Annotated in this window: 9 protein-coding genes; 5 read left to right on the forward strand and 4 right to left on the reverse strand. The window is 34.7% G+C overall.

Going from position 1 to position 15,100, the window contains the following annotated elements; translation table 11 throughout:
* Positions 1-606 precede the first annotated feature (606 nt).
* Entirely contained in the window at positions 607-2,124 is a 1,518-nt protein-coding gene (gene crtH, locus P3F56_RS09915; protein WP_281152686.1) for a carotenoid isomerase, read from the reverse strand.
* A gap of 500 nt (positions 2,125-2,624) precedes the next feature.
* Here crtH and P3F56_RS09920 point away from each other — a divergent pair, with 500 nt between their 5' ends.
* Positions 2,625-3,530, forward strand: coding sequence for a J domain-containing protein (locus P3F56_RS09920; protein ID WP_281152687.1), 906 nt, complete (start codon positions 2,625-2,627; stop codon positions 3,528-3,530).
* Positions 3,531-4,770: 1,240 nt separating this feature from the next.
* Here P3F56_RS09920 and P3F56_RS10625 read toward each other — a convergent pair.
* The 3 genes from P3F56_RS10625 to argC all read right to left on the reverse strand — a co-directional run bounded on the left by P3F56_RS10625 (position 4,771) and on the right by argC (position 7,949).
* Positions 4,771-4,959, reverse strand: a complete 189-nt coding sequence (locus tag P3F56_RS10625) for a biliverdin-producing heme oxygenase (protein WP_405054753.1) — start codon at positions 4,957-4,959, stop codon at positions 4,771-4,773.
* A gap of 1,547 nt (positions 4,960-6,506) precedes the next feature.
* Positions 6,507-6,665, reverse strand: coding sequence for an alpha-amylase family glycosyl hydrolase (locus tag P3F56_RS09925; RefSeq protein ID WP_281152688.1), 159 nt, complete (start codon positions 6,663-6,665; stop codon positions 6,507-6,509).
* Positions 6,666-6,890: 225 nt separating this feature from the next.
* The gene (gene argC, locus P3F56_RS09930; protein ID WP_281152689.1) at positions 6,891-7,949 is read right to left on the reverse strand and encodes an N-acetyl-gamma-glutamyl-phosphate reductase; all 1,059 of its coding nucleotides are present in this window, start codon (positions 7,947-7,949) and stop codon (positions 6,891-6,893) included.
* A gap of 3,238 nt (positions 7,950-11,187) precedes the next feature.
* Here argC and P3F56_RS09935 point away from each other — a divergent pair.
* The 4 genes from P3F56_RS09935 (at position 11,188) to P3F56_RS09950 (ending at position 15,045) form a co-directional block, all read left to right on the forward strand.
* On the forward strand, positions 11,188-12,018 hold the full coding sequence (locus P3F56_RS09935) for a YaaW family protein (protein ID WP_281152690.1): 831 nt from the start codon (positions 11,188-11,190) through the stop codon (positions 12,016-12,018).
* A 66-nt stretch (positions 12,019-12,084) separates the two neighbouring features.
* Positions 12,085-13,374 (forward strand): O-antigen ligase family protein, encoded by a 1,290-nt coding sequence (locus P3F56_RS09940; protein ID WP_281152691.1) that lies wholly within the window; start codon positions 12,085-12,087, stop codon positions 13,372-13,374.
* 975 nt (positions 13,375-14,349) lie between these two features.
* A complete protein-coding gene (locus P3F56_RS10630) occupies positions 14,350-14,571 on the forward strand; it encodes a hypothetical protein (protein WP_405054754.1) in 222 nt (73 codons plus the stop codon).
* A gap of 288 nt (positions 14,572-14,859) precedes the next feature.
* Positions 14,860-15,045, forward strand: coding sequence for a hypothetical protein (locus P3F56_RS09950; protein WP_281152692.1), 186 nt, complete (start codon positions 14,860-14,862; stop codon positions 15,043-15,045).
* The last annotated feature ends 55 nt before the right edge of the window (positions 15,046-15,100 follow it).

Genomic DNA, 15,100 nt, shown 5'->3' on the forward strand with positions numbered 1-15,100 from the left:
GATAGATAATTTGAAATGACTAAAGCTACAAGCGATTACTATCTAATTAAATAGAGATTCAATTTTTTTCTATTAAAATCACATTTATTTTCCTATTGAATATCATCTTTTTCTAAAAAAAATCCCTCAAAAATCTCAGTAAAAGTATAATTGTATTATTAAGATCTCGTTGATAGTTTTAGAGAAACTAAAAATTGCCCTCACTTTAAGTGGTTTAGATTGACTTATTGATCCAAGGTTAAAATATTAACTATAACAGGATTTATTTATAAACTTAAGACATATCCCTAGCTGTCCAGCTAATAAACTTGAATAGTAGCTAATTATCTATCTCAGTAACAATGGGACCAGTACTTGATGGTATAACCTTTTAATTAGCAATGGTTTCAATAGCATGAATAGTGCATTACTCTAAACAATAGAATTGTCTAGAATCTGGCATTTCAATAATACCCTGTTTCTATAAATTGAATGAACAATCAGGAGATAAACATTTATCATTAACGAGTCACTATTGGCTGTTAACCATTTACTGATGACTTAAAATGTTTTTTGCACCACTTGGTTAGATTCAATTGTATTTGCACTTCAAATATGGGAAAAATTTTACAAACCTAGATCAACGGCAATACGATGGCTGCAAGCAAACCCAGAGAAGGCAACTGCATTTAACCCTTGTCCGGGAAAAGTACTGTCTCCCACACAATAAAGACCAGTGATCTCAGTCCGGTTAAAAGGCATTCCCAACAACCCTGCTAATTTCTGCTTTGGAATAGGGCCATAGGTTCCGTCATCTCGTCCTAAAAACCGTCGATGAGTGCGGGGTGTTCCCACTTCTTTATAGTCCAAAGCTTGGTTTAAACCTGGAAAAATCTTTTCTAACCTTTCAATTAAGTCGTTACTAGATCTTTCTTTTTGTTTTTGGTATTCCCTAGCAGAGAGTCCTTGCCATTCTTTAATCCAGCTTGGAGTAAAGGTGTGGATAATATGATGATCACGAGGAGCTAAACTCGGATCAAGAAGAGTAGGAATAGAAACAAAAATCGTCCCCTGTTCAGCTTCCATCTTATCCCAATTTTCCAACAAAACATGATGACATTCAGTTCGAGGAGGCAATAAATCAGCCTTAACCCCTAAATGTAAACTGAGAAAACTGGGGGATTTTTGATAACGATTCCTCCATCGTTTTTCCTTAGCCGGCATTACTTTGGGGTCCAATAATTTTTCAAAAGTATCCCAACGAGTGGCATTAGAAACAATACGCTTAGCAAAATATTGTTGTCCGCTGGCCAATTCTACGCCTACCGCTTTTCCCTTTTCTAGCAAAATTTTAGTAACTTTAGCCTTAAACTGAACCTTTCCCTTAACTTTTTCAAGTCCTTCCACTAATTTCTGGGCAATTTGTCCTACTCCCCCTTTGGGATAATTAATTCCTCCATAATGACGGTCAGAAAATACCATCCCTGCATTGATCATCGAGGTGAGATCGGACCGAACCACTGACCAGCAGTAACATTCCATATCAATGAACTTTAATAAAAGTAGATCACTGATGTAGCGTCGGGCAATTTCTCCCGCATTTTGCGGTAAATATTTAATCAACTTAAAACAAGCCCCGGGATTTTGAAAAAAGACCCGTGTTAAGTAACGAGGTTCTTCCAAGGAAAGTAACTCGATAGTATTAAGGCAATTAAATACTTTCCAACATTCGCCGTAAAAACGGCGAATTCCTGTTTTTTCCTGCGGAAATTTAGTAATTAATTCTTCTAAAAATTTCTCATAGTCTCGATGGACTTTTAGGTCTAATCCTTGAGGTAAATGATAATGAATCTGCACAAGATCTTCAATTGTTTCCAGGCTAACATCAACGGCTTCTAGAGCGCGGGTGAGTAAGTTGGTCGTTCCTTGGCTACCAAACCCGAAAATCATAGACGCACCCACATCAAAGCGGTATCCTTCCCGTTCGAAATATCCCGCGCTTCCTCCAGGAATTAAATACTGTTCTAATACTAGGACTTTTGCTCCCTTGGCTGCTAATTGAGTAGCAGTGACTAACCCTCCGATTCCTGAGCCAATCACGATGACATCATAGTCTGGAGTCTTCCCTATGCTTGTAGACATCATTATTGAAGACTCGCTTTGTACGATCATTTTTTTTCTTTCATCCATATCCTTAGTTAGGATAACAACTTATTGATTGACTTTTCTAGTGTATCTTGTCGAATAATAAAAAGATTAAGTGTTAAAAAACAGGGGAAAAGTCCTCAATTTCTTGAACAATTCCACCTGCAGAGCTTTGAGAAGAGAACACATCAGACATCTACAGAAACTTACTTTATCACCTTGCTTATGCTGGCTTTAGAACTATTGCTAAAGATAGCAATATAACTTCAACTGTAGTTTTCTTAAAAAGATATATTAGTAGTTTTAGAATTTTTTTAAAAAAATTGATATTAGGGATTCTCATCAAGAATGGAGATAACAATTTGGTTTAAACTTAATATTTCGTAATCCTTGTTGATTATATTTTGGATTATTTTCCAAGATTATTTATGATATAAAGTTAAAGATGTTTTCTGCTCGTCTTTTTTTACGAGCGTTGAAGGTTATTGATTATCTGAATCATGAATTTTCTAACGTTTGTTGGAGATTTACTCCAGGATTTGTTGCTTTTAACTCTTATTTTCTGTGGCATTTGTTGGCTATTACCTCCGTCTGAGTCTTCAAACAAAGAGCTTAAGGGCCAATTTAGACGACTAACTTGTTTATTGGAAGATGCTCCCCAAAGTTCTTTGCGTGGACAAGCTTATTCATTGGCAACCCCTCTTATGACCCCTTTCGCGTGTCTATTAGAAGATGCTCCCCAAAGTTCTTTGCGTGGACAAGCTTATCCATTGGCAACCCCTCTTATGACCCCTTTCGCGTGTATCTGGGATAAAGGATGGTATATTTTTTACCATCAAAGATTAGCCAAACCTGGGGTTAATTATTGGGAGTGGAAAAATTTTCCCCTTGCCACCCAAGTTGTCCCAGAATTATTCTGGTTATGGAGTTTGCCTGAACCTAAAAGAACTCCAAAGCTGATCCTAGAATCTTTGGCCAAAGAGGATCAGTCTTTTTGGAACCAAGAAACTATCGATAGATTTCGGCAATGGCACCATCAAGCTACCCAACGTCTAGGGTTAAGTAACCTTCAGACTATTTATCAGGTGTTTTATGGAATGTCTTGGGAACGGTTGCAACCTATTGTGAGTGAACACCCTCTCCCCCTTAACCGTGCGCTCTTTGATGAGTCGTCTCCTTGGTGGAAAGTTCTAGACCTTCATCCTTTTCCCACTTCGCTGCAAGTTGAGCAAACTTATAAGAGTTTAATTCGTCTTTGGCATCCTGATCGAACTCAACATCCCCTAGCTCATTATGTCACAGCCCGTCTTAATGGCGCTTACGAAGAATATCAACTGCGTCAGCAGAGGAATTCTCAAAAACTTAGTTTAGTTCAACAATGGTTCAAATCACAATTTTATTCCTGATATTCCGCCCGAGGAGCTACCCAAGCATACAGTATAGACTTCCCAGCTGCTCCACTGGTCTTTTCTAGATAAGAAATTATCTCTTTATCCACCCTTGTCTAGACACCTCCACAGTTAAAACTACAAGCTATTGAGCAGCTGTCAATATATAGGTTTTTAACTACCAGAAAAACTCTTTCACCCCTTTCTGGCTTCTTAACATTGTCGACTGTCTGGCACAATCTAGGGATACGTATCCTCACTGTCCTAAACTTGAGGTTCGCCCTTTGATTTCTTAGCCCGTTTCCAGACGCCGATTAGATTTATTCTATTCCTCCGGCTTTTATAGTTTTGTCTCAAACCCTGACTACTTTTTTATTTCTGCACCAAGACACTGTCGAGCCTCGCTATGTTCGATGTGTATCCATTATTTGTAGTATGGTACTTCCGCGGAGAAGCCAAAGTTTACTCTAATTTATGTTAATTGAACGCTCTATGAAGACTTTTAAATTATATGACATCGAATGTAATTTCTTTCTTAGGGGGAGACTGTGCCTCTGAAAAGAAAACTACAGTTAAAACAATTCTTGCGTTACGGAGTCATAATTCAATTACTGGATTGATATTAAATTTTATTAAATAGCTTTTATTGATTTTATTACTCAATAATTATGAATAATAAATATATTATTCAGATCTAAAACAAACAGTTCTCTAAGTTTGATTTACGAAACAAGGGGATTTTCTGAATAAATTTGAGACGCATATTTTTAGTATTAGACTTTTATTTTTCTTTAATAAACCTCAACAATCCTGATCACTTGATAGTAATAAAGTTAACTAATCAGAATCGAGATTCCAAGATTGCCAGGAATCTAATAAACGTTGTGCAATAACATTGTTTATTAAAGAATTAAGTTTTCTTTTAAAAACTTGCAACGTAATACGTCGCTTTTTAATAGCTTTGATAAGATTGCCCTCTAATTCTTAGAACACTTCATATTCATTACAAAAATAACATTGGCTCTATTGAGAATGACTTGCCCATTGCTCAAAAAATGCGCAAGTCATTACATGTTTGACAATAGTTGTTTTAAAAAACTTTTTTATCTGGAATTGTGAGAAATTAATACAAAGCAGTATCCCTATCTTCACCTAAATTCATAGCTCTTAGACGACTAATAATTTAAATAAAGGGGTAGCTAATTCCTGAATACGCTGTATATAGGCTCGTCCAGATTGAGAGAGTAATCTCATCACCTCATGCTCTGTGAGCATAGTATAAATCTTGCTCTAAAGCTTGTTTACAATTTGATTGGTAAAAGTAAATTTTAGAGACCATCTCATAGTCGCGAAGTTTGTCTATTTCTTCTTCTATTGCTGAGTAAACAAAGTAGAAGTTTACTATCAATTTTTGGTATGAGTTTCTTTCAACAACTCCTTTCAACAAACACTTGACAAAACTAATCCTTTCAGTAAAAGTGTGGAATTAATTTGTCACTTTCTGTAACATGGTTGCTAAATTTATGCTCATGTTATTATTATGTTTCTTAAAAGTGAATACTAGATCAGTAAATTAGTCACTCATTGCAAACACTAAAAAACTCCTAACTGTGTAAACTAAACTGTATTAAGAATAATCCTTATTAAGATACTTTCTGGAATAGAATTTGTAGTTAAGTATCTAAAAATAATTCAATATTGTAATTTTTCAAAAGTTTTACAAGAATATTACTGTTTTTTTATGATTAGGGTTTATAACCTACTTAATAATAGTTTTGCAGCGGCACAGCTAAACTTATAACGATTAAAAACTCGTTGAATAAAGATTCTTACTAGATAGAAAGTAGGAGTGAAGTCAAGAAACTCTCTTTCAAAAAAAGATGAGGGCGTAACCATTAGACGACTACGGGACAGAAAATTTAAAATAATATCAGAATCATTCCACTTGAGAGTTATTTCTTCATAAACAACTTGATCAGGTTTAATCGAGAAAACTGATTCAGCTTTCTCGATTAAAGAGATCTGAATTTCTCTATGGTTTCTATTACCATTCACCCCAATAATTAATGCTTTATTTCCTAAAATAAAAGCAAAAATATAAACCGATTCTTTTGAATATAGGGTATGATATTCTCCAATGCGTAAAGCTTTATGAGTATGACGTAATCTAATTAATTGACGATGATAATTTAAAACTTATTGATTCCATTGATCTTTTTTGGTGAACCCTAGCTTACAGGTTCATGACTTCCAGATCAGCCAATCTAATTCTCATAAAAGATATTACGGGTTCCTGGGAAGATAAATAATAGTAAGGTTGCTAATTTGAATGTGGTATGATCCCTTCCAGCAATAGTTAATAATTGAGCCGTGTTATGATTATTAAATAAGTTGAATTGGGTCAATCCTATTTTCCAAAGATGACATTCTAATAAGTTGTTAGTTTCTTTAGCATATTGAGCTGCATCAATAGTAGAATAGTGTTTATGAAAAGAAGAAACCTCTTTTTAGCTACGCGATCACCAGCGATAAAAGTGGTTGTCGCCCTAGCAAAAATATAATTCATTCAAATTGCGTTCCATCTAACTAATGACTAGCATCTATAACAATTTTCCCAAAAATATAAGCCTCAGAGTTGACCTTTCACTCGTGTTCTAAATTTCTATCGAAATCCTTCAACTTTGACACAATCTGGTATATCTGACCGCCAACTGTCAATCCCATAATGAAGTCAACATTCTCCACCTGCACTCTGTGTTCTCTAATGGCGGTATTATTGTGGTTAAATTGGGATAAAGCATGATAATTAATCCAGAAGAGGTTATTTACCAATAAATCGCCATCATAACCTAGACAATGGCCAATCGATGATTTTAAATTAATTTAACCAAAGTAAATTGAGTCCGTTTTTTAAGATTTCATTTTAAAAAAAGCCCTGACTAGTATGCTGAAAACCCCATCTCAAGATGACTTTAAAGTGGTCTTAGATGTTTTTTAAAATAGTTTTTCAAAAGCTTTATTTCTACCTAAAAGAGGAGCAACTGTATAGTAATTATGCGAGTAATAACGATGATTACTCGCAGAATAAAAAACAGGACTAAAACATAAGGCAGTAATACCTAAATCCTGTAAATAATCAAGAATCAAGTCCATCAAAAACTCCCCAAAGACTTACCCCTTTATATCTTTTTAAAAGTTATAAGGGGGTAAGTCTTCCAGGGTGGGATTCAACAACCATTGTTGATTAGAAGGACTGTTTTAGCAAAACTATCAGTATAAACTTCGTAAAAAACAGCATTTTTAACTCAATCTAGAGTACGAATCGACATAGTTAAAATCAATGGAAAACTAAAATTGTTGTTATTGTCTGTTTCTTATTTAAGGATAAAAACACAATTGAGGTAATCCTAGGGTTTGGTCCCAACCCATCATTAAGTTTAAGCACTGCACTGCTTGTCCCGCTTGACCCTTGACTAGGTTATCAATCGCAGACATAACGATGACGCGATCAGTATGGGGATCTGTTTCAACCCCAATATAACAAAGATTAGTTCCCCAGGCCCATTTAGTTTGAGGATAAATGCCGTGAGGGAGAATTTTTACAAAAGGGAAAGAACGGTAAAATGCACTATAAATGGTCAGAATATCATCTCTAACTAGCCCAGGATCTCGCAGAGATGCATAAACTGTTGCTAGAATACCTCGAACCATGGGGAGTAAATGAGGAGTAAACTGAACCCTAACTTCATGCCCAGCTAAATCAGAACAAATTTGTTCGATCTCTGGTGTGTGGCGGTGTTTAGCGACTTCGTAAGCCATAAATGATCCCTCTGCTTCTGAAAGTAAGAGATGGGTTTTAGCTTGACGGCCTCCCCCTGATGTTCCTGACTTAGCGTCAATAATGGCAGTCTCAGGAAGGATTAAGCCTTGTTTGAGGAGGGGAGACAAAGCCATCAAACTTGCTGTAGGATAACATCCAGGACATCCCACCAAAGAAGTAGATTTAATTTCTTCTTGGTACAATTCAGGAAGCCCATAGACAGATTGAATAGCGGTTTCGTGATCAGTGCGATCTTTGTTGTACCAGGCAGTGTAGGTATCCAAATTACGAAAACGATAGTCGGCAGACAGATCGAGAACTTTACAGCCTTTTACCAGTAATTGAGGAACTAGCTCGCAAGCCAGCCCATTTGGAAGTCCCAAAAATACTACTTTACAACGGGTAGCTATTACATCTATGTCAATGGGTTCAATAATCAGATCAACGCGATGTGCTAAATGAGGATAGAGATTCCAATAGGGTTTCCCTGCACTTTCACTCCCTCCAAGATAGACAATATCTATGTTTGGATGTTCCAGTAATATCCGCACCAGTTGTATACCACCGTACCCTGAAGCTCCAATAATCCCGACTGGTATTTTCTCTAATTCGCCCATAAATACTACTTCCTAGAGTTAAGCCACCGTCTCTATCTCACTTTGGTTATTGTAGTCTCAAATCTTCCTCTTGAATCGAAAAAATTGTTGAAGCTTCTCGCTTAGTCTTTAGAGAAAATACATCACTTTAATAAAAATTAAATCAATAAATTTATTTTGAGTACCATTCTATAGATAATAGGTAATTTTCATGAAAATCGACGATACTAATTTATTTTTATTTCCTTGAAATTGTTCTTCAAGTTCTTTATGGATTTTTACGATACATAAGTGTTGTACTGCTTTAACACACTCTAGAGTTCTCTGAAAATAAACTTTATAAGTAGTCCTTTTAGATGATAGCTCTTTTAAACTAAATATGATAGATGGGTAGCCAAGCAGGTAAGTTTAAATCAGTCTAATATAGAAATATTGTTTAAAACAAGCAAATATTACAGATAATAGTTTATCTGCCAAAAAAGTTAGTCTAATTAAATAGTCAATAAGTATAAAAGTTAACTTCTCTATAAAATCAGAACAATAAGATAATATTTGTATTTAAATTTTATCCTATAAAAAATAGAAATATTAACTCCTTTTTTAAAAAAAGTAAGTTAATTAAAAAACTAGAATTTGAAAAGTATAAATTTACTAGATTTTTTTTAAAAAAATAAAAATATCAAAATTTTCAGACAAAACCAAAAATAATGCAAGAAAATAAAGGAATTAATCCAGTGATAATTCTCGACAATAATTCAGTATATATACGTAGTTTAGTTAAACCAAAGCTAAAACTATAAGTCAATAAAAAATATCTATATTTCTTATTGACTTATAGTCCAGGATTAAATTTTTCAGAAAAAAAGTATAAAACATACTCATAATAATTTTATGAGCATATTTTATCAAAAATATTATTTAGCTATTTTTTAAATTTTCTGCTAAAAATAATTAATCTTTAAATAGATTCAAGTATTAAATATATAACTTTAATTACCTATATATAGGAATATAATCTAATTTTTTAATTAATAAAATCAAGACTATGCAGATAGAGGAATGTGGAAAGGAATGAGAATAGCTCGTTGAATAGAAAAAGAGAATTGTGTTGAAAAAGTTTTGGACTAAACAAAAAAATGATTTTACTTAAAAAGCTCATCTACTTTTGTTAGAGTCTGACACTAAAACCTAAAAATAGAGAGCCTCTTGAACAAGAAAGATTTATTTAAAATCTACTTTTAAAATTCTAAAAATCAGAAAAAAGATATCCGTAAGCCGAAGTATACATATGGTTGTTTGATAAAACTAGAGTATGATTAAAGCCAATTTAAAGAGAAGTTCAGAGTCTCATTTAAAAAATATAAACTGTTATGGTAAGCCAAGGCTATGAATGGCAATATGTATATATATTTATAAAATTACTAACTAAAAAAATATAAATATTATAATATCTAGCATCAGAAATAAATGCGAAATAGTTAAATTAAATTATTGGATTTCTAGCAAAAAAATCTATTTTTTAAAAAAAATAGATTCAATGTAATGAAAGATAGCATCATAAAAAAAACTTGAATAAATCCTTAAAAAATGTTTTCTAGATTATTCTCCATAATTAGAGTTGGCAGAAAGATTATAGACGTTAGTAGATGAACCTTCAGTTAATGAGTCTTTTGAAACGATCAATAAAAAAATTTTGCTGAATCGTTATTATTTACTCAATAAAATCAAAGAAAAATCGAGAATCTAACCAATTTTAATAAATTAAATTTTCTGTATTTTTTTTTAGGATAGTATGGCAATTGGGTCTAATAGTAGAAGTCCTTATAGACCTTGACGACCATCTCCTAGAAAAACTCATAAACTCAGAGAATAATAGACTGAACCGCCTCAATAGCAAATTATTGAAGGTTTAAGTGTAGGTTTAATTGTTTCGATCTTTTTCAGCATCGTTGAACAACATTATGGGGTAAGACCCCTTGTAGATATTTTAATAACAGAAGCTCTTTCTTCTTATGATTAACAGAGAATGTCGGAAAATAACTGCCACATAAACAGAAGAAATCCTAGTCCAAGTTCTCAAAACTAATTTTACTCAATAGAGAGGACAACTTTCTTCGGTAAAAGTTTGAAAATAAAACCTCACTTATGCCATGATTAGGATAATAATAAAATGTCTATATTAGTCTGCTTATGTTGAAGTAATTCTGGCTATTAAGCACTTAGAAAGGATTTCTATAGGGACTAATCTATCGAGTCAAACCCAACTTTTGGAACCCCTGCCAAAAGCAGATGTCCTAGAACAAGTTTATATTTTTGTCTTAGCCATTACCTCCAGATAAAGTTAAACTGACTGAGACGTTGAGTAATTAGTTGAAAAAGACTTATCTTTGTATTAGAAACAGTATTGAGATAGTAAAAAGATGATTTTATGAGAACAAGGAGAAATACATTTCCAAATTTTCTTAGATTCGTTGTGACCGTAACCTATCCATGACAACCCGACTACTCCAAATTTCTTACAAAGACGATTTGTTAATCAACTTATATTCATGGAAGTATAAGCATTAAAATAGAAGACATAATACATTTTGGTATGTTCATATAAACATTAAATCCGGTGGGATGAGAAGAAGGCTTACATTTCCATCAAACCATTATGGAGGAATTTATTTCTAAACAGAATATTCCTCAGGTAGAAATAGAGGTCTGGGAATATTTGGACATTGTCCCTTAGGGTTTCTAGTAGTGGATATGGATGCTACACCGACCTGTTAATTCTACTATTCAGTAGATAAGTTTTGAACAAAGGGATGATTGATATAATTCTGCTTTATTAAAACCAATTTTATTTGCTTGCGGCATCTGCCTTGTTCGAATCTATCTACAAAGTCTTGCAACTGGTGAGTGAATGATGGGGGTAAATTCTTGATTATGAAGTGTGTTTTGACTGGAAAGGAGAAGATCTCGCAACGGCTTATTTACTCCAAGGAGAAATGCATAATCCTACTGTGTGATCACCCATTGCTCACCCTGTGAAGTTTGTAAGTCAACTCCTCCTTACCTGTCCCTGATGACATACCAATATTCAGTTGGCAGTCGTAGACTTGAATTTAAAAGACCTAGATAGCTGAGAGAACTTTTAGAAAGTTGCCTAGTATATCAGTCTGTCTCACTACTTGTGATATATACTAACCCACAGCAAACCTAAAAACCAATAAGATAAAGTAAATCTCAAAACCCCTTGATGGAGGGACCAACATTGGATGAACTGCGAACAGTGCTAGAATTAGCGACAGAAGACGATCTACGTCATTTAACCCAAATTCTTTTTTGTCGTAAATTTAATCCCCTCGATTATTGGCAAACCCCTGACCCCATTGAAGTGGAAAGTCAAGACTGGAGAAGTTGGATAGATGCGGTAGAAAAACGGTTTCGTTATCTCGGAGCTGATGGCATCACAGTCCTGCGAAAAAAGAGTAATCAAGTTAGCTACCGTCAAATTCTTACTCGTGTTTGCCAGTATTTAAAGATTACTTATTCTAACCAGATGACTACCACCGATATCGAAGCAGACATTTTTCTTTATTTGGTCAGTAAAGCTTGGAAAAAACTTCCTCTTTGCGAACAAAAGATCCTGACTAAAGAAATAGAGCTATCATTGCTTAACTCTAACCGGGGCGAACTCCGCCATGCTAACTTTCACAACAATCGCCTTAGTCTTCTGTTAAAAGGTAGCAGCGTGATTGCCATAAACTCTTTCGTAAAACCCTGGCTACTTAAACATATTGCTCAACAATTTGTACTTTATTTTGCTCGCTACCAAGTTGCCAAACAAGCTGTAGTTGGGGGTGGGGCAGTGGCAACTAATCGAATTGTACTTAACACTGCTAGACTAGGGATGGTTACGACGGCTGCCCGTTATGGGACGTTTCGTGGAGTTTTTGCCTTTGTTGGTCCAGTGTTATGGGGTTGGTTACTGGCTGATTTAGGATGGCGGGCAATTGCTACTAATTACAATCGCATTATTCCAGTCATTTTTACTTTAGCTCAGATTCGCCTTACTCGTACCGAATGTTGGGAAACCACTTAAATAAGTGAAAAATAGTCAATATTTATCGTTTATACTCTAAATATTGTCAACTATTCAATTGATATTGTGAAGTCTTTGTTGTCGAGTCCTCAGTCAAGATATATTGATCTTCAATGGGTAGAGAATTCTCTCAAATTTGGGGTCTTTTTATTCCCCTTTTCTGCCACTATCGGGGGTGTAGGTTTAACGATTGCCTTGTTTAGCCTGTGGCAGCAACGTTTTTACCAAATTGTTTCTGAGCGGTTTACCTGGCTCTTAGGGTTATTTAGTCTTTGGCTAGTTATTACAACATTTTTTGCCTTTCAACCTATTCTTGCCTTCCAAGGATTACCGAATTTTTTGCCAGGAATTCTCTTATTAGCCGCTTTCCCCATTTTTTTTGCTAATTTATGTCGACTGTATCAATTTGCTTGGTGGTTGGTTTTAACGTCTATTCTTCTGACTGGGTTTGGGTTTATGCAACTAGGGTGGGGTTGGGAAAGTCCCCCCATTTTTAGCAGTATTGGGATTAAATTACTAGCTTATGGTAACCCTGACGGCAGAATGTCTTCTTTTTTGATGTATGCTAATACTTTAGCTATTTATCTTCTAATTTCTTTTTTATTGGCTTTGGGGTTATGGATTGATATCTATCGTCACTGGCAAGAGAAACACAGACCAGAGATAGTTGGGAAACTAATTATTCTAAGTCTTGCGATGGTAGGAAATAGCCTGGGACTAATTTTTACCAATTCTCGCAGTGCCTGGGGATTAGCCTTGTTAGGGGTGATGGCCTTTGCCGTTTATTTACGTCGGTATTGGGTCATTTACCTAGCGGTTATCGCTGTTGGAATGGTTGTTTGGGCTGCTTGGGCTCCTTGGGGACAGGGAACTATGCGTGAACTAGTTCCTGCTTATTTTTGGACGAGATTGACGGATGAATTATATGATGATCGCTACGTCACTGCTTTACGGACTACCCAATGGAAAGTCGCTACAGAAATGATATTACAACAGCCTTGGTTGGGATGGGGACTGCGGAATTTTACCCCAGTCTACCAAACTGAAATGAATGTGTGGATGGGACATCCCCATAACTTATTTTTAATGTTGTTTGCTGAAATTGGCATCCCTGGAACCTTACTTTTTTGTGCCATTGTGGGGAATGTGATATTTCGAGCGGTAAGAAATTTAGTTCAATGGTCTAATAAGCAAGAAAAGCGTGAAGAACATTTACTACTGTTTACTTATTTAATAAGTTTTTGTAGTTGTATTTTATTCAATCTATTTGATGTCACTCTTTTTGATGTTCGGGTCAATCTATTAGGATGGTTTTTGTTATCAGCTATCACTGGTATCACAAAAGTTAGACGTTAGCTTTTCAAGCTGTCCTAATTTAGGCTTAAATTACTAAAAAATATAATTATTAATGTGAGTCATAAAAAATTTAAAACACAATTATTATTCTCAATATACAAGTTAAACCATAACGATCTAAACAAGTTTTACAAACTTGTACTTCATATCCTGTTAATGGTAATTGATTATTTTAAGTCCCTGTTGATAGACTTTTCAAAAAGTTATTGAATAATATATTCTCGGTATCTAAATAATTTATCAATTAAATCTGACCTCAACTCTGAAATAAGTCCACCGTCATTGCCGCCTAAATTCAACTTAAAAGTCAATAATTGATCGCAGTTGTTTATAATCAAATGTAGTTTGAATCAAAAGTAGTATACTACAGAACTTAGTCCTGTCCAACTAGACTTTCAAAAACTTAGGATACTCTACTGCGAGCAGGAAATGCTTTTTTGTCATGGGGAGGAATCCTTGATATATAAAATTATTTGAATGTCCAATATTATGAACCATGAAAAGTAATTATGATGGCGGTAATTCCACCTCTGCCCAAACGAGAATAGCATCTTTTTCTCAAATAGCTGTCAACTGGGGAACAGTGTTGCAGTGCTGTTCGAACCTTTCCATCAGACCTTAATAAATACTGCTTTTAGGATAAAACTACCACTTTCCTGTTGCTCCTAACTTTCCATCGAATTCACGATTAACATGGCGTATAGGTTAACTTTTCCAAGTTTCTAATTCTCTTAAGAGTGGGTTGTCTCCTTTATAAACGAGAATTATCATTATTTATCATAAAATAATGATAATTCTTATTAAGACATTGATAACTGATAAACCAACAAGGAATCATTTCATCAGCACAAGTTTTATAAACAGCAACCCTCACTAAGGAATGTATTATCTGCCCTGACATAGTTCACTGTATGGCTGAGTTGGTCAAAGATGGGAGGCAAGCTTTTCTTTATTTTGGGGTTTTACCTCTCAGTTGTGTCTACTGTCGCTGCACAAACATACTTTAGCCTCTGTTCATATCTGATCTCGTTCACCTTCTCCCTGCTTTCTCTAGGGCAGTTAAAAGTCATTGATTGGAAGTTGCTAGGGACATTGATGCCTATTGATGTTGGTTTACCTAGGGTTCTCCATTCTACTTTGAAACATTTCTCCATTCGCTTTTTTCAAGAACCCCTTAAAGTCTATTCAGGAAAATAATTAGGACTGTTGCATATTGGAGAACTAACTGTCCAATTAGTTACATACAGATTGCAGGTTTCATCACTTATTAAGTAATAAGACATAAAGTCAATTATTAGCCTCCAATTGCTTAGGATGACTGCCCACCGTTTAGTTGTATTTTTTTTATAGATTTCATCGAAATTTAATTAAGAATTAACAACACTAACACTTGTCAAGAAAAAATTATTACAATGAGAGTAACGAGGTTATAATTCAAACCTCATTGATAACAATTTATTGAGTTAAGGTCAATTAGCCATTTTTATGGAAAATAGTACCTCGTCAGGGAAGGTTGTAGAGCCTCCGGCTCGCAGGTGGGCTTATATTATAGGAACCACGATCGCTTTGTTAACACTTACCTTACCGATGTTTGCCATTGCTTATTATTCTCCACAAAATCGTCGATATATACCAGAAACCTCTATAGAAAATTTTCAGCCATTACCATAATCGATTAGAATCTCGTTAGCTCACTAATGAGACCTAGAGGCTAGCCAAATAGAGC

Source organism: cyanobacterium endosymbiont of Epithemia clementina EcSB (assembly GCF_029919255.1).
In the GTDB taxonomy this organism is placed as follows: Bacteria; Cyanobacteriota; Cyanobacteriia; order Cyanobacteriales; family Microcystaceae; genus Rippkaea.

Bases quoted from the DNA above. Each gene is read 5' to 3' on its own strand.
- crtH (WP_281152686.1), bottom strand. From the start codon at position 2,124: ATGATGTCTACAAGCATAGGGAAGACTCCAGACTATGATGTCATCGTG.
- P3F56_RS09920 (WP_281152687.1), top strand. From the start codon at position 2,625: ATGAATTTTCTAACGTTTGTTGGAGATTTACTCCAGGATTTGTTGCTT.
- P3F56_RS09925 (WP_281152688.1), bottom strand. From the start codon at position 6,665: ATGGACTTGATTCTTGATTATTTACAGGATTTAGGTATTACTGCCTTA.
- argC (WP_281152689.1), bottom strand. From the start codon at position 7,949: ATGGGCGAATTAGAGAAAATACCAGTCGGGATTATTGGAGCTTCAGGG.
- P3F56_RS09950 (WP_281152692.1), top strand. From the start codon at position 14,860: ATGGAAAATAGTACCTCGTCAGGGAAGGTTGTAGAGCCTCCGGCTCGC.